The 20,784-nt window shown below is 71.8% G+C and carries 18 protein-coding genes and 1 riboswitch; of the genes, 14 read left to right on the top strand and 4 right to left on the bottom strand.

The genetic code is table 11. The features are described 5' to 3' along the window. Positions 1-25: 25 nt before the first annotated feature. Genes kdpC through SFC76_RS17445 form a run of 3 tightly spaced genes read left to right on the top strand, consistent with a single transcriptional unit; the run spans position 26 to position 3,932 of the window. Positions 26-592 carry a potassium-transporting ATPase subunit KdpC gene (gene kdpC / locus SFC76_RS17455; RefSeq protein ID WP_322850679.1) on the top strand — a complete coding sequence of 189 codons (567 nt, stop codon included), beginning with the start codon at positions 26-28 and terminating at the stop codon, positions 590-592. Continuing rightward, entirely contained in the window at positions 589-3,249 is a 2,661-nt protein-coding gene (locus SFC76_RS17450) for a sensor histidine kinase KdpD (RefSeq protein WP_322850678.1), read from the top strand. The genes kdpC and SFC76_RS17450 overlap by 4 nt, the downstream gene beginning before the upstream one ends. Beyond that, complete coding sequence (locus SFC76_RS17445) at positions 3,249-3,932, top strand: response regulator transcription factor (RefSeq protein ID WP_322850677.1); 684 nt, start codon at positions 3,249-3,251, stop codon at positions 3,930-3,932. The genes SFC76_RS17450 and SFC76_RS17445 overlap by 1 nt, the downstream gene beginning before the upstream one ends. Before the next feature lie 51 nt (positions 3,933-3,983). Here SFC76_RS17445 and cobU read toward each other — a convergent pair whose 3' ends face one another. Then, on the bottom strand, positions 3,984-4,508 hold the full coding sequence (gene cobU / locus SFC76_RS17440; RefSeq protein ID WP_322850693.1) for a bifunctional adenosylcobinamide kinase/adenosylcobinamide-phosphate guanylyltransferase: 525 nt from the start codon (positions 4,506-4,508) through the stop codon (positions 3,984-3,986). A 28-nt stretch (positions 4,509-4,536) separates the two neighbouring features. Next, positions 4,537-4,741, top strand: a riboswitch (cobalamin riboswitch). Positions 4,742-4,875: 134 nt separating this feature from the next. Here cobU and SFC76_RS17435 point away from each other — a divergent pair. The 11 genes from SFC76_RS17435 to SFC76_RS17385 are packed head-to-tail and all read left to right on the top strand — an operon-like array spanning position 4,876 to position 15,596. Continuing rightward, positions 4,876-6,795, top strand: a complete 1,920-nt coding sequence (locus SFC76_RS17435) for a TonB-dependent receptor plug domain-containing protein (RefSeq protein ID WP_322850676.1) — start codon at positions 4,876-4,878, stop codon at positions 6,793-6,795. Next, positions 6,795-7,769, top strand: a complete 975-nt coding sequence (locus SFC76_RS17430; RefSeq protein WP_322850675.1) for an aminotransferase class I/II-fold pyridoxal phosphate-dependent enzyme — start codon at positions 6,795-6,797, stop codon at positions 7,767-7,769. The genes SFC76_RS17435 and SFC76_RS17430 overlap by 1 nt, the downstream gene beginning before the upstream one ends. Next, positions 7,766-8,368: a cob(I)yrinic acid a,c-diamide adenosyltransferase gene (gene cobO, locus SFC76_RS17425; protein WP_322850674.1), complete on the top strand. Its 603-nt coding sequence runs from the start codon at positions 7,766-7,768 to the stop codon at positions 8,366-8,368. The genes SFC76_RS17430 and cobO overlap by 4 nt, the downstream gene beginning before the upstream one ends. Next, a complete protein-coding gene (locus SFC76_RS17420; protein WP_322850673.1) occupies positions 8,365-9,177 on the top strand; it encodes an ABC transporter substrate-binding protein in 813 nt (270 codons plus the stop codon). The genes cobO and SFC76_RS17420 overlap by 4 nt, the downstream gene beginning before the upstream one ends. After that, positions 9,174-10,136, top strand: a complete 963-nt coding sequence (locus SFC76_RS17415) for an iron ABC transporter permease (RefSeq protein WP_322850672.1) — start codon at positions 9,174-9,176, stop codon at positions 10,134-10,136. Before SFC76_RS17420 ends, SFC76_RS17415 begins: the two co-directional genes overlap by 4 nt. Then, entirely contained in the window at positions 10,133-10,903 is a 771-nt protein-coding gene (locus SFC76_RS17410) for an ABC transporter ATP-binding protein (protein WP_322850671.1), read from the top strand. Before SFC76_RS17415 ends, SFC76_RS17410 begins: the two co-directional genes overlap by 4 nt. Continuing rightward, positions 10,900-11,811: an adenosylcobinamide-phosphate synthase CbiB gene (gene cbiB / locus SFC76_RS17405; protein WP_322850670.1), complete on the top strand. Its 912-nt coding sequence runs from the start codon at positions 10,900-10,902 to the stop codon at positions 11,809-11,811. The genes SFC76_RS17410 and cbiB overlap by 4 nt, the downstream gene beginning before the upstream one ends. Continuing rightward, positions 11,799-13,253, top strand: a complete 1,455-nt coding sequence (locus SFC76_RS17400) for a cobyric acid synthase (RefSeq protein ID WP_322850669.1) — start codon at positions 11,799-11,801, stop codon at positions 13,251-13,253. The genes cbiB and SFC76_RS17400 overlap by 13 nt, the downstream gene beginning before the upstream one ends. Then, the gene (gene cobT, locus SFC76_RS17395; RefSeq protein WP_322850668.1) at positions 13,250-14,266 is read left to right on the top strand and encodes a nicotinate-nucleotide--dimethylbenzimidazole phosphoribosyltransferase; all 1,017 of its coding nucleotides are present in this window, start codon (positions 13,250-13,252) and stop codon (positions 14,264-14,266) included. Before SFC76_RS17400 ends, cobT begins: the two co-directional genes overlap by 4 nt. Continuing rightward, positions 14,266-15,030: an adenosylcobinamide-GDP ribazoletransferase gene (gene cobS / locus SFC76_RS17390; protein ID WP_322850667.1), complete on the top strand. Its 765-nt coding sequence runs from the start codon at positions 14,266-14,268 to the stop codon at positions 15,028-15,030. The genes cobT and cobS overlap by 1 nt, the downstream gene beginning before the upstream one ends. Continuing rightward, positions 15,027-15,596 carry a histidine phosphatase family protein gene (locus tag SFC76_RS17385; protein ID WP_322850666.1) on the top strand — a complete coding sequence of 190 codons (570 nt, stop codon included), beginning with the start codon at positions 15,027-15,029 and terminating at the stop codon, positions 15,594-15,596. The genes cobS and SFC76_RS17385 overlap by 4 nt, the downstream gene beginning before the upstream one ends. On the opposite strand, the gene SFC76_RS17380 is transcribed toward SFC76_RS17385, so the two are convergent. The 3 genes from SFC76_RS17380 to SFC76_RS17370 all read right to left on the bottom strand — a co-directional run bounded on the left by SFC76_RS17380 (position 15,579) and on the right by SFC76_RS17370 (position 20,756). Beyond that, entirely contained in the window at positions 15,579-17,558 is a 1,980-nt protein-coding gene (locus SFC76_RS17380; RefSeq protein ID WP_322850665.1) for an ATP-binding protein, read from the bottom strand. The two genes, SFC76_RS17385 and SFC76_RS17380, sit on opposite strands and share 18 nt — an antisense overlap. Before the next feature lie 2 nt (positions 17,559-17,560). Next, on the bottom strand, positions 17,561-19,060 hold the full coding sequence (locus tag SFC76_RS17375) for an ATPase domain-containing protein (protein ID WP_322850664.1): 1,500 nt from the start codon (positions 19,058-19,060) through the stop codon (positions 17,561-17,563). Positions 19,061-19,133: 73 nt separating this feature from the next. Continuing rightward, on the bottom strand, positions 19,134-20,756 hold the full coding sequence (locus SFC76_RS17370; protein WP_322850663.1) for a M28 family peptidase: 1,623 nt from the start codon (positions 20,754-20,756) through the stop codon (positions 19,134-19,136). Between the last annotated feature and the right edge of the window lie 28 nt (positions 20,757-20,784).

Raw genomic sequence — 20,784 nt, 5'->3', positions numbered from 1 at the left:
GGCGGGAGGGGCGAAAGGACCGACGATGACTTCCGATTTCACTTCCGCGCTACGTCCCGCGCTCGTGCTGACGATCCTGTTCGCAGCCTTGCTCGGGATCGGCTATCCCCTTGCGATGACCGGTATCGGACAGACGCTTTTCCCCGTTCAGGCCAATGGCAGCCTCGTCACCGCGGGTGGCAGGGTGATCGGCTCGACCGTGGTCGGGCAGGCGTTCGTCAGCGACCGCTATTTCCAGACGCGGCCCTCGGCCGCCGGCAAGGGCTATGACGGGCTCGCCTCGTCGGGCTCCAACCTCGGCCCCGCCAGCAAGGCGCTGGTCGCGCGCGTTGCGCCCGACGTGGCGAAGCGCCGCGGCGAGGGCGCGACCGGGCCGCTGCCCGCCGATCTGGTCACCGCGAGCGGTTCGGGGCTCGACCCCGATCTGTCGCCCGCCGCGGCGCTGGTGCAGGCGGCGCGGGTCGCGCGCGTTCGCGGCCTGCCGGTCGGGACGGTGCGCGCACTCGTCCAGCGGCAGGTGGAGGATTCGCCCTTCGGCGATCCGCACGTCAACGTGCTCGCGCTCAACCGGGCGCTCGACGCGGGCCGGTGAACGACGCCGCCGCCCGCCCCGATCCCGACGCCCTGCTGCGCCATGCCGCGCAGGAGGGGCGCGGGCGGCTGAAGATCTTCCTCGGCGCCGCGCCCGGCGTCGGCAAGACCTACGAGATGCTGTCCGAGGGCGCGGCGCAGGCGCGCGAGGGCGTCGACGTCGTCATCGGCGTGGTCGAGACGCACGGGCGCAGCGAGACCGAGGCGCTGACCCGCGGCTATACGATCGTGCCGCGGCGGACGGTGGTGCACGAGGGTCATGGCCTCGCCGAGATGGACCTCGACGCGATCCTGGCGCGGGCGCCGCGGCTGGTGCTAGTCGACGAACTCGCGCACAGCAACGCGCCGGGCAGCCGCCACGCCAAACGCTATCAGGACGTCGAAGAGCTGCTCGCGGCGGGGATCGACGTCTATTCCACGGTCAATATCCAGCACGTCGAGAGCCTCAACGACGTCGTCGCCGGCTTCACCCGCGTCCGGGTGCGCGAGACGGTGCCCGACCGCATCCTCGAACTGGCGGAGATCGAGGTCGTCGATATCCCGCCCGACGAGTTGATCGAGCGACTGAAGGCGGGCAAGGTCTATCTGCCGCAGGAGGCGACGCGGGCGCTCGCGCATTTCTTCTCCAAAACCAATCTGTCGGCGTTGCGCGAGCTGGCGCTGCGCCGCGCCGCGCAGGCGGTCGATGCACAGATGCTCGACCATGTCCGCGCGCTTGGCGTCGGCGGCACCTGGGCGGGCGGCGAGCGCGTCGTCGTCGCGGTCAGCGAGGCGGCGGGGGTGGAATCGCTGGTCCGCGCCGCCAAGCGGCTCGCCGATGCGCTGCATGCGCCGTGGACCGCGGTGTTCATCGAGACGCCGCGCACGCAGGGGTTCGGCGCGGCGGAGCACCGTCAGGTCGCCAGGGCGATGAACCTGGCGACGCAGCTCGGCGGGGCGGCGGCGGCGGTGCCGGCGCAGACCGTACTCGCCGGGCTCAAGGCCTATGTCGGCGAGGCGCGCGCGACCCAGCTCATCGTCGGCAAATCGTCGCGATCGCGCTGGTTCGAGCTGCGCCACGGCTCGATCGTCGACCGGCTGGTTCGCGAGGCGCCCGATATCGCGATCCACGTGCTGCCGATGGCCGCCGGGGCGCGCGGTCCGCGCCGGGCGCCGCCCGACCGATGGGGCAGCCGCAGCGGCTATGCCTGGACCGGGGCGATGGTCGCGGCGGTGACCGGGATCGCCAGCGCGCTGTTCCACATCCTCGACCTCGGCAACGTCGCCTTGCTCTACCTGCTGCCGGTGATGATGGCGGCGAGCCTGTTCGGGCTGTGGACCGGGCTGTTCGCCGGGCTCGCGTCGAGCATCGCCTATAATTTCTTCTTCCTGCCGCCGACCGGCACGCTGACGATCAGCAATCCCGAAAACGTCGTGTCGGTGCTGGTGCTGCTCGGCATCGCGATCGCGACCAGCCACCTGACGGCGCGGGTGCGGGCGCAGGCGGACATCGCCGCGGCGAGCGCGCGGACCAATGCGGCGCTCGCCGGCTTCCTGCGCCAGCTCACCCGGCTGAACGATCCCGTCGCGGTGGCGCAGGCGATCTGCGAGGAGGTCGGGCAATTGTTCGGGCTGCGTACGGTGATGCTGGTTGCCGAGGGGGCGGGGCTGGCGGTGCAGGCGGCGAACGGCAGCGACTATCGGCTGGAGACGATGGAGATGGCGGCGGCGCAATGGGCCTATGACGGCGGCGCGCCGGCGGGGCGCGGCTCGGCGACGCTCGCCGCGTCGCAATGGTTCTTCCAGCCGCTGGTGACCGGCGAGCGGACGCTCGGCGTGCTCGGCCTCGCCAACGAGGCGGGCGGCGATCCGCTGCGCCCCGACCAGATCCCGCTGTTCATGAACCTGATCGAACAGGCGACGCTGGCGCTCGAACGACTGCGGCTGGAGATCGAGACGCGCGACCTCGGCGCGATGCGCGAGCGCGAGCGGCTGCGCACCGCGCTGCTGTCGTCGGTCAGCCACGATCTGCGCACGCCGCTGACCGCGGTGATCGCCGCGGCCGCCGAGCTGCATCATGGCGCCACGCCGGAATTGATCGCGACGATCGAGGGCGAGGCGGCGCGGCTGCATCGCTTCGTTGCCAATCTGCTCGACATGGCGCGGGTCGAGGCGGGGGCGCTGACGCTGCGCATGGAGGCGGTCGACCTCGCCGATGCAGTCGCCGGCGCGGCGCATGACGCCCGCCGCGCGCTGGAGGGGCATACGGTGCAGCTCGACGTGCCGCCCGACCTGCCGCTGGTCCGCGCCGACCAGCAATTGCTCCACCATTGCCTGCTCAACCTGCTCGACAATGCCGGCCGCTATGCCGATCCCGGCACGCCGATCCGCGTCGAGGCGCGCCATCGCTACGGCGTCATCCTGCTGTCGGTCGAGGACGAGGGGCCGGGCCTGCCGCCGGGGCGCGAGGCGGAGGTGTTCGACACCTTCCGCCGCTTCGCCGGTTCGGATCGCGCGATTGGCGGCACCGGGCTGGGGCTGGCGATCGTCAAGGCGTTCGCCGCGGCGATGGGCATCGGCGTCGAGGCGGCGAACCGGCAGGACCGGGCGGGCGCGCGCTTCGGCCTGTCCTTTCCGGCGGCGTTGATCGTGCGCGACATGGCGGAGGAACGCGACTGATGGCGGCCAAGATATTGGTGGTGGACGACGAACAGCCGATCCGCCGGCTGTTGCGCAACACGCTGGAACGCGCCGGCTATGCGGTGGTCGAAGCGATCAACGGCCGCGAGGCGCTCGCGGCGGTCGCCGCCGAGACGCCCGACGCGGTGCTGCTCGACCTCGGCCTGCCCGATCGCGACGGGCTGGAACTGGTGCCGCTGATCCGCCGGGCGGGCGATGCGGTGATCCTCGTCGTCTCGGCGCGCGACGCGACCGACCAGAAAGTGGCGGCGCTCGATCTCGGCGCGGAGGATTACGTCACCAAGCCGTTCGACGGCGAGGAATTGCTCGCGCGGCTGCGTGCGGCGCTGCGCCACCGCGGCATCGACGCGGCGGCGGCGAGCGTGATCCGCCGCGACGGGCTGGAGATCGACCTCGACCAGCGGATCGTCCGGCGGGGCGGCGAGGCGTTCCACCTGACGCGCAAGGAGCATGACGTGCTCGCGGTGCTCGCGCGCCATCCCGGGCGGGTGGTGACGCACCAGCGCATCCTGGCGGCGGCCTGGGGCGGCGACGACGATCCGCGGGTCGAATATCTGCGCATCGTCGTGCGCAACCTGCGCCTGAAGCTGGAGGAGCCGAGCGCGACGGGAAGCGTGATCGCCAACGAATTGGGCGTGGGATATCGGCTGCTGGTGGGGTGAGGGCGTTTCGGTACATTCCTCCCCGTGCCGGGGAGGAATTGGGGGCGGCCGTCAGGACTCCCGTCCCGGAAACGGCTGCAACGGCAGCACCATGCCGGCGGCGACGAAATAGACCTCGCGCATCGCCGCCGCGACCTGCTGGTTGAGCCGGCCGGCGGCGTCGCGGAAGGCGCGGCCGAGCGGATGGTCGGGGACGATGCCGAGGCCGACCTCATTGCTGACGACGAACAGCGGCAGCGGCGTCGCGGCGAGCGCCGCGAGCAGGGCGTCCGATCGCGCCGCGACATCGTGGTCGCCGAGCATCACGTTGGTCAGCCAGAGCGTCAGACAGTCGATCAGGATCGCGCCCGTCCCGATCCCGCCGATCGCCTCGGGCAGCGCGAGCGGGCATTCGACGGTCGTCCAGCGCGCGTCGCGGTCGGCGCGGTGGCGGGCGATGCGGTCGGTCATCTCGCCGTCCCATGCCTCGGCCGTGGCGAGATAATGGAGCGGGCCGGCGCAGCGCTCGGCGGCGGCCTGCGCCAGCCGGCTCTTGCCCGAGCGGGCACCGCCCAGGAACAGCGTCTTGGCTGCGATCATCTTGCCTTCGTCTCCGCGGGGTTCTAGGGGCGCCGATGCGACAGGTTCCCAGAGATGGGATGAAAAGGGAACCCGGAAGCGAGCCTGAGGCTCGCCAGCCGGGGCTGCCCCCGCAACTGTGACCGGCGAGCCCTGCTCCTCCGCGCGCCACTGGATCATCCCGATCCGGGAAGGCCGGGCAGGGCGACGACCCGCGAGCCAGGAGACCTGCCCGTCGCGGTTGTCCTTCGTGCGGACGGGGTGTGCCGGCGCGATCGAGGGTTTCCTCGCGAGACGACGATGTTGGGGGCGTTGCGCGGCGGACCAAAGGTTCCGGCGAATCCGCGGTGCGTGCTCCCGTTGTTGCAACGAGGGGGAAACCATCGTGACGAAATACGCCTGTCTCATCCTGCTGCCGTGCATCGCGGCCGCGACACCTGCCTTCGCCCAGAATGCGCAATCGACCAGTGGCCTGGAGCAGGTCGCCGACGCCGGCAGCGACATCCTCGTCACCGCCAATCGCGAGGCGCGGCCCGCGTCCACCGTCGGCCAGGCGGTGACCGTCCTCGACACCGCGACGATCACCCAGCGGCAGGCGGTCGTCGTCGCCGACCTGCTGCGCCAAACGCCCGGCGTCAGCGTGACGCGCAACGGCGGCGTCGGCACCGCGACCTCGGTCAACATCCGCGGCGCGGAGAGCGACCAGACCGTCGCGCTGATCGACGGGATCAAGCTCAACGATCCCTCGTCGCCGGGCGGCGGCTTCGACTTCGGCGGGCTGCTGATCGGCAATATCGCGCGGATCGAGGTGCTGCGCGGCGCGCAATCGGTGCTGTGGGGCAGTCAGGCGATCGGCGGCGTCGTCAACCTCATCACCCGCCAGCCGACCGAACAGGTCGCGGTCAACGCGCGCGTCGAGGGCGGCTGGCACGAGACCGGGCAGGGCTTCGCCAACGTCTCGGGCAAGATGGGGCCGGTGTCGGCGAGCCTGGGCGGCGGCTATTACACCACCGAGGGCATCTCCGCCTATGCGCCCGGCACGGAGCGCGACGGCTATCGCAACTATGCCGCCAACGGCAGCCTCGGCATCGCGCTGGCGCCGACCGTGTCGGTCGACCTGCGCGGTTTCTATTCGAACGGGCGTGCCGAGTTCGACGGCGGCTTTCCGTTGCAGGACACGCGCGATTACGGCGAGACCGAGCAATGGACCGGCTATGCCGGCCTGAACGCGGCGCTGTTCGGCGGCAAATTGCGCAACCGCTTCGGCTATGCGCATACTGACACCGACCGGCACAATTACGATCCCGACGGCACGCCGACCGAGACGTTCGCCGGCAAGGGGCGCAACGACCGGATCGAATATCAGGGTGTCGCCGATCTCAGTTCCGCGGTGTTCGCCACCTTCGGCGCGGAACGCGAGGTGTCGCGCTTCACCACGGCGAGCTACGGCGGGCCGGTGACGCAGGGACGGGCGCGGATCTTCAGCGTCTATGGCCAGCTCGCGGTGACGCCAATCGCCGGGCTGACCGCGACCGGCGGCGTGCGCCACGACGATCACAATCGCTTCGGCGGCGCGACGACCTGGTCGGGCAGCGGCGTCTATACGCCCAACGACGGCGCGACCGCGATCCGCGCGAGCTATTCGGAAGGGTTCAAGGCGCCGTCCTTGTACCAGTTGCAGAGCGAATATGGGAATGGCGCGCTGCGCCCCGAACGCTCGCGCGGCTGGGATGCGGGCGTGACGCAGAAGGCGCTCGACGGCGCGCTCGAGGCGAGCGCGACCTATTTCCGCCGCACCTCGTTCGACCTCATCAATTTCGTGTCCTGCGACACGGCCGTGGGGATTTGCGCCGACCGGCCGTTCGGCACCTATGACAATGTCGCGCGGGCGCGGGCGCAGGGCGTGGAATTCGCGCTGACGCTGCGCCCGGTCGAGGCGTTGACGGTCAGCGCCGCCTACACCTATCTGGATGCCAAGAACCGTTCGACCGGCACCGCCAATGCCGGCCGCGACCTGGCGCGGCGGCCGGACAACAGCGTGTCGGTCAACGCCGACTATCGCTGGCCGTTCGGGCTGACCACCGGCGCGACCGTCACCGCGGTGGGGGACAGTTTCAACAATGCGTCCAACACGCAGCGGCTCGACGGCTATGTCGTCACCGACGTGCGCGCGTCCTTCCCGATCGTCGACCATGTCGAGGTCTATGGCCGGATCGAGAATGCGTTCGACGCGCGCTATCAGACGATCCTGCAATATGGCCAGCCGGGGCGCGGGGCCTTCGGCGGCGTTCGCCTGACCTATTGATGATCGTCCCGCGCCCGACCGCCCCGCATCCCTGGGCCACCTTCTGCGCCCATGGCGGGCGGGTGGCGGAGGCGCGCGCGGCGTTCGGCGGCGCGGACTGGATCGACCTGTCGACCGGGATTGCACCGTGGACCTGGCCGGTCGAGACGCTCGTGGGGCTCGATCGCCTGCCAGAACCGACGGAAATCGCGGCGCTGGAGGCGGCGGCGGCGCGGGCGTTCGGCGTCGCCGACCCGGCGCAGGTCGTCGCGGTGCCGGGGACCGATCTGGCGATGCGGCTGCTCGCGCCGCTGATCGGCGCCCGCGCGCCGGCGGTGCGGCATCCCGGCTATGCCGGGCATCGCGCGGCGTGGCCGGAGGCGGAACTGGTGGCGGAGGGGCCGGGCGACCACGACCTGTTCGTGCTGGCGAGCCCGGCCAATCCCGACGGGCGCATCGCCGATCCGGCCGGCCTGCTGACGGCGACGATGCCGCTTGTGCTCGACGAAGCCTATGCCGACCCTGCGCCCGGCCTGTGCCCGCAGGCGTCTGACCGGCTGATCGTGTTGCGATCGTTCGGCAAATTCTATGGCCTGCCGGGATTGCGGCTCGGCTTCGTGGTGGCGGGGGCGGGGATTGCGGGCGGGATGCGCGCGATGCTCGGCGATTGGCCGGTGTCGTCGCCGGCGGTGGCGATCGGCACCGCCGCCTATCGCGATGCCGCATGGCGGCGTGCGCAGGCGAGCCGCATCGTCGAGACGGGGGTGCTGCTCGATACGGTGCTGCACGAGGCCGGGCTGGCGCTGGCCGGCAGCGCGCCGTTGTTCCGGCTGATCGCCTGCGACGATGCGACGCGCCTGTTCGGCACGCTCGCGCGTCATGCTATCCTGACCCGACCCTTCGCCGACCGGACCGACCGGTTGCGGATCGGCCTGCCGCGCGGTGCGGCCGCGCTCACCCGCCTCGCCGCGGCCCTCGAGGAGTATCGCTCATGACCGACGACTATGCCCGTCACAATGCCCGCATGGCGAAGGTCGCCGCGGCGCGCGAGAAGATGCAGGCGCGCCGGACGCTCGAACGCGGGCTGCTGATCGTCCACACCGGCAACGGCAAGGGGAAGTCGTCCTCCGCCTTCGGGATGGCGATCCGCAGCATCGGCTGGGGCCTGAAGGTCGCGATCCTCCAGTACGTCAAAGGCAAATGGGAAACGGGCGAGCGCAACTTCTTCGAGGCGCATCCCGATCTCGCGACGTTCGAGGTGATGGGCGAGGGCTTCACCTGGGACACGCAGGACCGCGCGGGCGACATCGCCGCGGCGCAGGCGGCATGGGAGCGGTCGAAGGCGATGATCCTCGATCCGGAAATCGATTTCGTCATCCTCGACGAGCTCAACATCGTGCTGCGCGACGGGACGCTGGCGATCGACGATATCGTGGCGTTCCTGAAGGACCGGCCGCTGACCAAGCATATCTGCATCACCGGCCGCCATGCGCGGCCCGAGCTGCTGGAGATCGCCGATCTGGTCACCGAGTTCGGCGAGGTGAAACATCCCTACAATGCCGGGTTCAAGGCGCAGAAGGGCGTCGAATATTGATCCGGCCGCTCGCCGTTGCGCTCGCCGCGCTGCCGCTGCTGTCGGCGGCCCCGCCGCCGCGGCCCCCGCGGATCGTGTCGATCAATCCGTGTATCGACGCGGTGCTGATGCACGTCGCCGACCCCGCGCAGATCGCCGGGATCAGCCATTATTCGCAGGACCCGCGCGCGACCTCGATCCCCCTGACGCAGGCGATGCGCTTCACCGCGACCTCGGGCACCGCGGAGGAGGTGGTGGCGCTGGCGCCCGACATGGTGCTGACCGGCCCGCATGTCGCGCCCGCGACGATCGCGGCGCTGACCCGGATGAAGATTCGCATCGTCCAATATCCGGTGCCGGATACGGTCGTGGAGAGCGAGGAGCAGGTGCGCGACATCGCCCGCGTCGTCGGCCATCCGCAGCGCGGCGTGGCGCTGGCGGCGCGGATCGCGGCGGCGGCGCGACCGGCGGCGGTGACGCCGGTGCCGGCGCTGATCTGGCAGTCGGGCGGGCTGGTGCCGGGGAGCGGCACGCTGCCCGCCGAGCTGCTGCGCCGTGCCGGGTTTCGCGACATGAGCGCGGTCTATGGCTTGAAGAAATGGGACGTGCTGCCGCTCGAATATCTCGTCGCGCGGCCACCGCGCGTCTTGCTGTCGACCGCCGCGGCGGACGTCGGCGAGGATCGGATGACGTCGCATCCGGCGGTGCGGCGGCTGGCGGGGCGGATCACCGTCGCGCCCTATCCGGCGCGGCTGATGAATTGCGGCGGACCGACGATCATCGCGGCGATGGCGCGGCTGCGACAGGTGCGCGGGGGATTCGGGGCATGACGCGGCTCAATATCGGACTGGTGGTCGCGCTGCTCGCCGTCGCGGCGCTGTCGGTCGCGGCGGGCAAGGTGTGGGTGCCGTGGGACGCGTGGACCGCCACCGATCCGCGCTCGATCATCATCGTCGAGCTGCGCCTGCCGCGCACCGTGCTGGCGTTGGTCGTCGGCGCGGCGCTCGGCCTGTCGGGGGCGGTGATGCAGGGCTATTTGCGCAATCCGCTCGCCGATCCGGGGCTGTTCGGCGTGTCGACCGGCGCGGCGTTCGGTGCGGTGCTGGCGCTCTATTTCGGCTATGCCGCGCAGATGTGGCTGTTGCCGGGCTTCGCGCTGGTCGGCGCGGGGGTGACGATGGCGTTGCTCGCGTTGATCGCCGGCCGCTCGGGCAGCCTGATCCTGTTCACGCTGGCGGGGATGATCCTCACCAGCATCTTCGGTTCGCTGACCAGTTTGGCGATCAGCCTCGCGCCGACGCCGTTCGTCTCGTCGCAGATCGTGACGTGGCTGCTCGGCGCGCTGACCGATCGGAGCTGGGACGATGTCAAGGTCGCCGCGCCGCTGGTCGCGGTCGGTGCGGCATTGCTGTTCGCCACCGGCCGCTCGCTCGACGCGCTGACGCTCGGCGAACAGGCGGCGCGGTCGATGGGGGTCGATCCGGCGCGGCTGCAATGGCTGGTGATCGCCGGGGTGGCGCTGACCGTCGGGGCGTCGGTGGCGACGGCGGGGCAGATCGGCTTCGTCGGGCTGATCGTGCCCCATATGGTGCGGCCGTTCGCCGGGCATCGACCGTCGGCGATCCTGCTGCCCTCGGCGCTTGGCGGTGCGCTGCTGCTGACGCTCGCCGATGCGCTGGTGCGGATCGCGCCGACGGTGAGCGAGCTGCGGCTCGGCATCGCGATGTCGATGCTGGGCGGGCCGTTCTTCCTCTATCTGCTGATCGCGATGCGCCGGAGGCTCGCATGACCGGACTCGCGGCCGAGGGGATCGGCCTGACGCTCGGCGGCAACCGCGTGCTCGACGACGTGAGCTTCGCCTTCCGGCGCGGGCGGGTGACCGCGCTGCTCGGCGCGAACGGTGCGGGCAAGAGCACGTTGCTTGGCTGTCTCGCGGCGCTGCGCCGGCCCGACCGGGGCGCGGCGACGCTCGACGGGGTCGACGTGCAGGCGCTCGACCGGCGGGCGCGGGCGCGCGCGATCGGGTTGCTGCCGCAGGCGGCGGACGTGCATTGGGATATCGACGTCGCGACGCTCGTCGGGCTCGGGCGGCTGCCGCATCGCGGCCGCTGGGGCGAGACCGACGACGACCGCGCCGCGGTGGCGCGCGCGCTGGCGGCGACCGACATGACCGGCTTCGCGACGCGCGGCGTCGAGCGGTTGTCGGGCGGCGAGCGCGGCCGGGCCTTGCTCGCGCGGGTGCTGGCGGGCGAGCCCGACTGGCTGCTCGCCGACGAGCCGCTCGCCAGCCTCGATCCGGCGCACCAGCTCGACGTGCTCGCGAGGCTGCGCGGTGTCGCCCAAGCCGGAAGCGGCGTGGTGCTGGTGCTGCACGACCTGCATCTCGCGGCGCGGATCGCCGACGATGCGGTGCTGCTGCGCGGCGGGCGCGTCGTCGCGGCGGGGCCGGCGGATACGGTGCTGACCGCGCCGCTGATCGCGCAGGCCTATGGGGTGGAGGTCGAGATCGGCGTCACCCCGGCCGGCCAGCGCTTCATCCTGCCGATCGCGCGGTGAGCCATGCGCTGCCGCTGCTCCTCATGCTGATCGCGGAGGCGGCGTTCGGCTATCCGCGGCGTTGGCGGCATCCGGTGGTGGCGGTGGGCGCGCTGATCAATGCGGTCGAGCGGCGCTGGAACCGTGGCGATGCGCTGCGACAGCGACTGGGCGGGGTGACGCTGCTGGCAATATTGGTCGAACTGTCGGTGCTGACCGGCGTCGGCATAGAGCGGCTGGCGGGGGACCGCTGGGGGCTGGTCGCAGTGGTGGCGATCGGGACGACCGGGCTGGCGCAGCGCAGCCTGTACGATCATGTCGCGGCGGTGCTGACGCCGCTGGCGCATGGCGATCTGCCCGCGGCGCGGCAGGCGGTGGCGATGATCGTCGGACGCGATACCGACGGGCTCGACGAGAGCGGCGTTGCCGTCGCGGCGATCGAGAGCCTTGCCGAGAGCTTCTGCGACGGCGTCGTCGCGCCCGCTTTCTGGTTCCTCGTTGCCGGTCTGCCGGGGCTGTTCGCGGCCAAGGCGATCAACACCGCCGATTCGATGGTCGGGCATCGCACGCCGCGGCTCATCCGGTTCGGCTGGGCGTCTGCGCGGGCGGACGATCTGGTCAATTGGCTGCCGGCGCGGCTGTCGGGCGGGCTGATCTGTCTGGCGGGGTGGGGCGGCTGGCGCACGATGCTGCGCGACGCACGCCGCCACGCCTCGCCCAACGGCGGCTGGCCCGAGGCGGCGATGGCGGGGGCGCTGGGGCGGCGGCTGGGCGGCGCGGTGTCGTATGACGGCGAGCCGGCGCAGCGGGCGGTGCTGGGCGCGGGGCCGGCGCCGGATGCCGCCGATCTGGCGCGGGCGCTGCGCCGCTACCGGATCGCCTGCCTGCTGCTGTGGATAATGGTCGGAGCGCTCGCATGGGCGCGGTGATGGTGCAGGGAACGGGTTCCGACGTCGGCAAGTCGGTGCTCGTCGCCGGCCTGTGCCGCGCGCTCGCCAACCGTGGCCTCGTCGTCCGCCCGTTCAAGCCGCAGAATATGTCGAACAACGCCGCGGTCACCGCCGACGGCGGCGAGATCGGCCGCGCGCAGGCGTTGCAGGCGATCGCCGCACGCGTCGCGCCGAGCGTCGACATGAACCCGGTGCTGCTCAAGCCGCAGAGCGATCGCACCTCGCAGCTCGTCGTCGCGGGCCGGTCGCGCGGGACGCTGGCGGCGGGGGACTATTGGCGGCGCAAGCCCGATCTGCTCGGCGAGGTGCTCGATGCCTATCGGCGGCTGGCGGCGGCGGCGGATATCGTCGTGGTCGAGGGGGCGGGGTCGCCCGCGGAGATCAACCTGCGCCGCAACGACATCGCCAACATGGGCTTCGCGCGTGCCGCCGGCGTGCCGGTGGTGCTGGTCGGCGATATCGATCGCGGCGGTGTGATCGCCGCCCTGGTCGGGACCAAGGCGGTGATCGATCCGGAGGATGCGGCGATGATCCACGGCTTCATCGTCAACAAATTCCGCGGCGACCCCGCCTTGTTCGAGGACGGCGTAACCGCGATCGCCGATCGCACCGGCTGGCGCAGCATCGGCGTCGTGCCGTGGCTGGCGGAGGCGGTGCGGCTGCCCGCCGAGGATGCGGTGGCGCTCGGGCGGGAGAGCGGCGGCGCGGGGGTGACGATCGCGGTTCCGATGCTGTCGCGGATCGCCAATTTCGACGATTTCGATGCGCTGGCGCACGAACCCGGCGTGCGGCTGGCGATGATCCCGCCGGGCCGGCCCTTGCCGGGCGATGCCGCGCTGGTCGTGCTGCCGGGGAGCAAGGCGACGATCGCCGACCTCGCCTTCTTCCGCGCGCAGGGCTGGGACGTCGACCTTGCCGCGCACGTCCGCCGCGGCGGGCGGGTGCTGGGGATTTGCGGCGGCTATCAGATGCTGGGGCGGACGATCGCCGATCCGCTGGGGGTCGAGGGGCCGGCGGAGACGGTCGCGGGCCTGGGGCTGCTGCCGGTCGATACGGTGATCGCCGCGGACAAGAGGACGCGGGCGATCACCGGCGAGATCGGCGCCGGCATCGGCTTCACCGGCTATGAGATCCACGCCGGCGTCACGACGACCGCCGCGGGCACGCCGCCGCTGCTCCGCTTCGCCGATGGCGCCGCGGACGGGGCAAGCGCGCAGGATGGCAGGATCGCCGGCTGCTACGTCCACGGCCTGTTCGACGACCCCGCCGCGCGCGCGCATCTGCTCGCGCCGCTCGGTGTCGTCTCGGACGGGTTCGACCGGCGCGAGGCGATCGATACGGCGCTCGACGCGATCGCCGCGACGCTGGAACGGGCGCTCGACATCGACGCGCTGATCGCGCTTGCAAGGACCGCCGCATGACCGATGACGACGTTCGCGCCCATCTCGATGCGCTCGCCAAGCCGCGCGGCAGCCTGGGGCGGCTGGAGGATATCGCGGTGCGGCTGGCGCGAACGCAGGACCGGCTCGATCCGCGCACCCGGCCACGGCGGATCGTGCTGTTCGCGGGCGATCACGGCTGCGTCGCCGATGGCGTGTCGGCCTGGCCATCGGCGGTGACGGGCATGATGGTGGCAACGATCCTCGCCGGCCGCGCGACCAGCAACGCGCTCGCCGCGGCGCATGACTGTTCGCTGCGGCTGGTCGATGTCGGCGTCGCCGGGCCGAAGCCGGCAGCACCGCCCGTCTTCTTTCGTGACGCGCGGGTGGCGGACGGCACCGCCAGTCTCGCACGGGGTGCCGCGATGGATACGGGGCAGTTCGACTTGGCGTGGCGGGTCGGCGCTTTGGAGGCGGATGCCGCGATCGACGACGGCGCGGCGCTGCTGATCGCCGGCGAGATGGGGATCGGTAACACGACCGCCGCCGCCGCGCTCACCGCGTTGCTGACCGGCTTGCCCGCCGCGCAGGCGGTCGGGCGGGGTGCCGGTGCTGACGCGGAGATGGTCGCCACCAAGACGCGGATCGTCACCGATGCGGTCGCACGGGTCGCGCCGGGGCTGGCCGGCGATGCGCGGGGGACGATCGCCGCGGTCGCCGGCTATGAGATCGCCGCGATGGCGGGGTTCTTCGCGCGCGGCGCCGCGCGTGGCGCGACGCTGCTGCTCGACGGCTATGTCGCCACCGCGGCGGCGCTGGTCGCCGAGCGGCTCGCCCCCGGCAGCATGCGCGCGATGATCGCCGGTCATCGCTCGGCCGAGCCGGGTCATGCCGCGGCGCTGGCGCAGCTCGGGCTGGAGCCGCTGCTCGATTGGGGGATGCGGCTGGGCGAGGGGAGTGGCGCGCTCGTCGCGCTGCCGCTGCTCGATGCGGCGGCGGCGTTGCTCCGCGACGTCGCCCGGCTCGACGCGATCGGCGCCGAGCGGGCGGATTGATGGCGCGCGCGCCTTTATGGGCACCGCCGTTGCTGGCGGTGCAGTTTCTCACCCGCGTGCCGGTGCCGGCACTCGCGCGGCTGAGCGCGGCGGCGGCGGTCGACGGCTTCGCGCGGGCGATGGCGTGGCTGCCGCTGGTCGGTGCGCTGATCGGAGCGGTGACCGCCGGGGTCTTCGTCGCGGCGCAGGCGTGGTGGCCGCCGGTGATCGCGGCGCTGCTCGCGCTGGCGGTCGAGGCGCTGCTGACCGGCGCCTTCCACGAGGATGCGGTCGCCGATTTCTGCGATGCCTTCGGCGGCACCGCGCTCGGCGAGGCGGCGCTTCGGATCATGCGCGACAGCCGGATCGGCAGCTATGGCGCGCTCGGCCTGGGATTGATGGTCGGCCTGCGGCTGGCGGCGATCGTCGCGCTGCCGCCGATGCTGGCGGCGGCAGCGATCGTCGCGGCGGCGGCGGCGGGGCGGTTGTGGGCGGTGCTGCTCGCCGCGATCCTGCCGCCGGTGGCGGAGGGGATCGCGGCGTGGACGGGCGGGGTGCCGCCGCGCCGTGCGCTCGCCGCGCTGGCGCTGACCGTGCCGGGCGTGCTGCCGCTGGCGTGGTTGAGCCCGATGCCGGTGCTGGTCGATGCGGCGGTCGGCGTGGCGATCCTGTGGTGGCTGGCGTGGTTCCTGCGGCGGCGGATCGGCGGCAGCACCGGCGATTGCCTCGGCTTCGCGGCCTATGTCGGCCAACTGACCTTGCTGCTCGCGGTGGCGGCGGGGTGAGCGCGCAAGTGCTGCTCGTCCGCCATCCGCCGGTGGCGAAGGCCTGGGCGGGGCGGTGCTACGGCCGGTGCGACATGGGATGGAGCCGCGCGGGCGCGGCGCTCGCGCGGCGGCTGGCGGTCGAGCTCGCAGCCGAATCGTTCGCGACGATCGTCCATTCCGGCGCGCGCCGTACGCGGCGGCTCGCCGACATGGTCGCGCGGCTGACGGGGCGGCCGGTGCAGGACGATCCCCGCTGGCTGGAGCGTGATTTCGGAACGTGGGAAGGGCGGCGCTGGGATGCGATCTGGCGCGAGACCGGCGACCTGATGGACCGGATGATGACGCATCCGCGCGACTTCCGCCCGGGCGGCGGCGAGACCGGGCTCGACCTCTCCCGCCGTGCCCGCGCCGCCTGGGACGCGCTGCCGCGCACGGCGGACGTGCTGGTGATCGGTCATGGCGGGCCGATCGCGGCGGTCCGTGCGCAGCGCGCGGGCCTGCCGCTCGAACGGATGATCGAGATGGTGCCGCCGTGCGGCGCGATCGTCCGGCTGCCGCGCCTCGCGTCAGCGGACGACGCGTAACCCCTTGGCGCTCTTGGGCGGCTGATGGAGCAACGTATCGACGCGCGCGGCGAGATCGACCTGGCGGAACGGCTTGGCGAGCCGCGGCACGTCGCCGGGCACGTCGGCGCCGGTCGCGGCATAGCCGGTGATCAGCAGCGCGGGCAGGTGGTGGCCGGTGGCGCGCAATTCGCTGATCAGCGCCGCGCCGGTGATCCCCGGCATCAGATAATCGGTGACGAGCAGATCGACGTCGACGCCGCCGCGGATCGCCGCCAGCGCCTGGCTGCCCGAGGCCGCCTCGACGACCTGATAGCCGATGTCGCGCAGCATGTCGGCGGTGGCGAAGCGGACGATGTCCTCGTCGTCGACCAGCAGGATCTTGGCGGCGCGACGCGCGGTGACCGGCTCGTTGCGATGATCGGCGACCACCGCAGGCTCCTCCTGCGTCGCCGGCAGCCAAAGCTCGACACGGGTGCCGCGGCCCGGCTCGCTCGCCAGCGCCAGCGTGCCGCCCGATTGCGCGGCGAGGCCGTGGATCATCGACAGGCCGAGCCCGGTGCCCTTGCCGACGCCCTTGGTCGAGAAGAACGGCTCGGTCGAGCGCGCCAGCGTCGCTTTGTCCATGCCGATGCCGGTATCGCTCGCCAGGATGCGCACGTAGCGGCCGGCGGACAGGCCGATCGCATTGCGCTCGTCGACCACGGCGCCGCCGACGGTGATCGTCAGCTGGCCACCGCCCGGCATCGCGTCGCGCGCGTTGATCGCGAGGTTGAGCAGGGCGAGTTCGAGCTGGTTGGGATCGACCCGCGCCGACGGCAGATCGTCGGCGACCTCGATCGTCACCTTGATCGTCGGCCCCAGCGAACGACGGATCAGATCGACCAGCCCCTCGATCAGCGCGCCGACGTCGACCGCCTTGGGTTGCAGCGCCTGCCGCCGCGCGAAGGCGAGCAGCCGCTGGGTCAGCGTCGCGGCACGCTCGGCCGCCTGCATCGCGCCGCTGACCATCCGCTGCGTGCGCTCGTCGTCCTTGTGCCGCCGCCGGACGAGATCGAGGCTGCCGACGATCGGGGTGAGCAGATTGTTGAAATCGTGCGCAACGCCGCCGGTGAGCTGGCCGATCGCGTCCATCTTCTGCGCCTGGGCGAGCTGGGCGTCAGCCTCCTTGCGGGTGGTGATGTCGGCGACGACGCCAGTCAGCCGTTCCGGCGTCCCATCGGCGGCGTAGCGCATCCGCCCCTTCTTGCTGATCCAGCGGCGGTTGCCGTCGGCACCCTGGATCGCGCATTCGACATCAAGCGTGCCGGTGCGCGCCGCATCGTCCAGCGCCGCGGCGATCTCGTCGCGCTGTGACGGGTCGACGTGGCCGATCAGCCGCTCGACCGACCATTGCGGCTGCGGCACGCCATAGCCGAAAATCTCGTCGTGGCGCGGGCTGCGACGGATGTCGCCGCTGGCGACGTCGAGATCCCAGCTGCCCATGCCCGCCGCCTCGAGCGCGAATTCGAGGCTGTCGCGTGCCGCCTCGAGCTCGGCGGTGCGCTGCGCCACCGCCGCCTCCAGCGTCGCGGCGGCGGTGCGCAGCTCATATTGCCGCTGCCGCGCCTTGATCGCCGAGCGGACCGCGCCGAGCATTGCCTCGGCATGCAGCGGCCGTTCGAGCATCACGACGTTGCCGAGTTCGTCCAGCCGCTGCGCCGCCGCCGCCGACCGCGGCGCGCGGCCGCCGTTGGCGAGCATCACGAACGGCAGGTCGGACCAGGCCGGCTGCGCCGCCACCCAGGCGGCCAGCGCCGAGCGATCGCCGGCGACCAGCGCCTCCTCGGTGATCAGCACCGCGGCGACGCCGCGCGCCAGTTCGGCGACCAGCGTCGCCAGATCTGGGACGATCTCCGCCGAAATCGCCCCGCGCCGCAGCAGGTCGGCGGCGACGAAGGCGTCGCGCCCCCGCGGCGCGAGGATGAGGACGCGGTCGTCCATGGTCAGCCGCCGCCGCCGTCGGCGGGCGTGAGCAGCGTGTTGCTATCGCCCGAGAAGCTCGGCGCGCCGCTCAGCACGTTCTGGAACGACGCCAGCGGCTCGCCCAGATGGATGCCGCCCTTGCCGATGCGGAATTCGCGGATCGTGCGCTCGTGGCGGGCGGTGCGCGTCTTGATCACCGAAATCGCCTGCCGCACCGCGCCGAACGCCTCGAAATAGCGGAGCTGGACCGCGGTGTCGGCGAGATAACTGAGATCGATGTCGGCACGCACGTCCCCGAGAATGCCGTGCATCCCGAGGATCAGCAGCGAGGCGACCCCGCGCTGACCCAGATAGGTCAGCAGCTCGTGCATCTGGAGCATGAGGAACTGCTCGCTCGGCATCGATTGCAGATAGGCATTGAGGCTGTCGATGACGATGATGCGCGCCGCATCCTCCTCGACCGCGGTGCGCACCGTCGCGGCGAACTCGCCCGGCGACAGCTCGGCGGGATCGATCGCGCGCAGCGTCAGCTGGCCGTTGGCGAGATAGGGATGCAGGTCCATCCCCAACGCCTGCGAGCGGGCCAGCAGCGTCGGCGCGCGCTCGTCGAACAGGAAATAGGCGGCATTCTCGCCGCGACGTAGCGCCGCGATCATGCATTGCACGGTCGTCGTCGTCTTGCCGACTCCGGCAGGGCCGGTGAACAGCGTCGCCGTGCCGCGGACGAGGCCACCGCCGAGCAGCGCATCGACGGCGTCCGACCCGGTGGAGATGACCTCGAGATCGCGTTCCGCCTTGTAATCGGCGGCGGTCAGCCGGGTATAGACCGACAGGCCGCCGCGCTCGATCTCGAAATCGTGATAGCCGCCGCGGAAGCGGACGCCGCGCATCTTGACGACGTGCAGCCGCCGCCGCTGCGCGCCGAACCCGGAGAGCGTCTGTTCGAGCGAGATCACGCCGTGCGCGATACTGTGCAATTGCAGGTCGTTGCCCGTCCCGCTCTTGTCGTCGAGGACGATCACCGTGCACTGGCGGGTCGAGAAGAAATGCTTCAGCGCGAGGATCTGGCGGCGATAGCGGATCGGGCTCTGCGCGAGCAGGCGCAATTCGGACAGGCTGTCGATGACGACGCGCGCCGGACGCAGTTCGTCGACCTTCGCCATGATCGCGCGTACCGTCTCGCCCAGCTCGACTTCGCTGGGGTGCAGCAGCGTCTGTTCCTGGTCGTCGCTCAGGCCGTCGGCGGGGACCATCTCGAAGATGGTGATCGGATCGAGCGACCAGCCGTGCGTCTCGGCGACAGCGAGCAGCTCCACCTCCGTCTCGGCGAGCGTGACGTACAGGCCCGCTTGTCCGATCGCGGCGCCGGTGAGCAGGAAGCCGAGCCCCAGCGTCGTCTTGCCCGTTCCGGGCGTGCCCTCGACCAGATAGAGGCGCTCGGGCGTCAGCCCTCCGTTGAGGACGTAATCGAGCCCGGTGATGCCGGTGGATGCCTGGGTCGATTGTGTAGCCTGTACCAATCCGGTCTCCGTAAGACGTTGCCGGATGACGGTCCCGGTGCCGATCCTCGTTAGGCGTGTCGGCGCCTGGCGCCTAGTCGCGTTCCCGTCGTGCCGCATCGGTCTTAGCGCGCTCCGCGGCAAAGGGTTCCGCGGCGTTCCAGCCGGGCCACGTCCGCCCCCCGGCGATCTCGCGACCGAGCGCATACGCGACGCTGCCCTCCTGCGCCGCGCCGGTCATGTCCCAGCGCGGGTCGTATTCGTCGCAGGTCTGGTGATAGCAGCGCGCGTTATAGGCGTTGCGCTTCGCCTCGCCCGCCGCCATGCCGACGGCGACGATGTCGCGGCCGGCGCGGAAGTAGACGCCGGGGACGCCCTTCGCGGCGAAGGCATAATGGTCGGAACGATAATACCAGCCCGCCTCGGTATTCTCCTCGGGATCGATCCGCAGGCCCTGCGCCGCGGCGACGCGGGCGAGATCGGCCTCCAGCGGGGTGCGGCCGACGCCGATCAGCTCGAGATTGCGGGTGCGGCCGAGCACGACATGCGGGTCGAGGTTGAACTGCGCCGCGGTGGTCGCGAGCGGCAGCGCGGAATGGTCGGCATACCAGGTGGCGCCGAGCAGGCCCTTCTCCTCCGCGGTCCACAAGGCGAACACCACCGATCGCCGCGGGCGGGCACCGGCGGCGAAGGCGCGGGCGATGTCGAGCAACGTCGCGGTGCCGGTGCCGTTGTCGATCGCGCCGTTGCGGATGCGGTCGGCGGGCGGATCGAAGGCGTTCTCGCCATAAGCGTCCCAATGCGCGCCGTAGAGGATGCTGCCGGCCGCGGGATCGGTGCCGGGCAGGATGCCGACGATATTGTGGCTCTCGGTCCGGTCGAGCCGCGTCGTCACCGCCGCGCTGAACGTCGCGCCGCGCAGCGCGACGCCGGTGAAGTCCGCCCGCTGCGCGGCCCGCTTGGCGGCGGCATAGTCGAGCCCGCCCTGCGCGAGCAGCCGGACGCCGATATCGTTGCGCAGCGTGCCGCGCAGGCCGAAGGCGGGCGGCACGCTGCCGGTGTCGAGCGCATAGCCCGGCACCGCATCGCCGTTGGCCAGTTGCAGCCAGGGATAGCTCGACGGGAAGGTCTCATGGATCTGGACGAAGGCGGCGGCGCCGCGTTTCTGCGCCTCGGCGAGCTTGGTGCGCGCGGCGGGGCTCGACGCGCGGCCGCCGAAGCCGAGATCGCGCCCCGCCTCGACGTCGGGATCGCCGGCGAGCGCCACCACCAGTTTGCCGCGCACGTCGACGCCGCGATAGGGATCGTAGCCGAGCCCGGGCTCGACCACGCCATAGCCGACGAAGACCACCGGGACGCGATCGAGCCGCGTCTCGCCGACGATCCGCGAGCTGGCCGAAATCTCGACCCCCGGTCGCAGCGGCAGCGCGGTGCCGCCGAGGTCGAGCGTCATCTCGGCGCGCTCGCGGGTCCAGCGCAGCAGCGGCACGCGCTGGCGATAGCCGCTGTCGCCTGCGGGCTTGAGGCCGAGCTTGACGAAGCGCTTTTCGAGGAAGTCGAGCGTGATCGGCTCGCCCGCCTGCGTCGGCCCGCGGCCGTGGAAGCCGTCGGCGCTGAGGGTACGGACGTCGGTCTTGATCCGCTCGGGCGAGAGCAGCGGCGGCTTGGGATCGGTCGCGGCGATCAGCAGCAGGGCGAGCGGGAGCAGGCGTTTCATGACGGCGAAGGTGACGCGGTTCGGGGCG

Origin of the sequence: Sphingomonas sp. CD22 (assembly GCF_034556155.1) — a bacterium.
GTDB lineage: Bacteria > Pseudomonadota > Alphaproteobacteria > Sphingomonadales > Sphingomonadaceae > Sphingomonas.
The sequence above is the reverse complement of the archived record's forward strand: the minus strand, read 5'-3'. Positions and strand labels throughout refer to the sequence as shown.

Bases quoted from the DNA above. Each gene is read 5' to 3' on its own strand.
- SFC76_RS17370 (WP_322850663.1), bottom strand. From the start codon at position 20,756: ATGAAACGCCTGCTCCCGCTCGCCCTGCTGCTGATCGCCGCGACCGAT.
- cobT (WP_322850668.1), top strand. From the start codon at position 13,250: ATGACCGATGACGACGTTCGCGCCCATCTCGATGCGCTCGCCAAGCCG.
- SFC76_RS17400 (WP_322850669.1), top strand. From the start codon at position 11,799: ATGGGCGCGGTGATGGTGCAGGGAACGGGTTCCGACGTCGGCAAGTCG.
- SFC76_RS17430 (WP_322850675.1), top strand. From the start codon at position 6,795: ATGATCGTCCCGCGCCCGACCGCCCCGCATCCCTGGGCCACCTTCTGC.
- SFC76_RS17415 (WP_322850672.1), top strand. From the start codon at position 9,174: ATGACGCGGCTCAATATCGGACTGGTGGTCGCGCTGCTCGCCGTCGCG.
- SFC76_RS17445 (WP_322850677.1), top strand. From the start codon at position 3,249: ATGGCGGCCAAGATATTGGTGGTGGACGACGAACAGCCGATCCGCCGG.
- SFC76_RS17410 (WP_322850671.1), top strand. From the start codon at position 10,133: ATGACCGGACTCGCGGCCGAGGGGATCGGCCTGACGCTCGGCGGCAAC.
- cobO (WP_322850674.1), top strand. From the start codon at position 7,766: ATGACCGACGACTATGCCCGTCACAATGCCCGCATGGCGAAGGTCGCC.
- kdpC (WP_322850679.1), top strand. From the start codon at position 26: ATGACTTCCGATTTCACTTCCGCGCTACGTCCCGCGCTCGTGCTGACG.
- SFC76_RS17380 (WP_322850665.1), bottom strand. From the start codon at position 17,558: ATGGACGACCGCGTCCTCATCCTCGCGCCGCGGGGGCGCGACGCCTTC.
- cobS (WP_322850667.1), top strand. From the start codon at position 14,266: ATGGCGCGCGCGCCTTTATGGGCACCGCCGTTGCTGGCGGTGCAGTTT.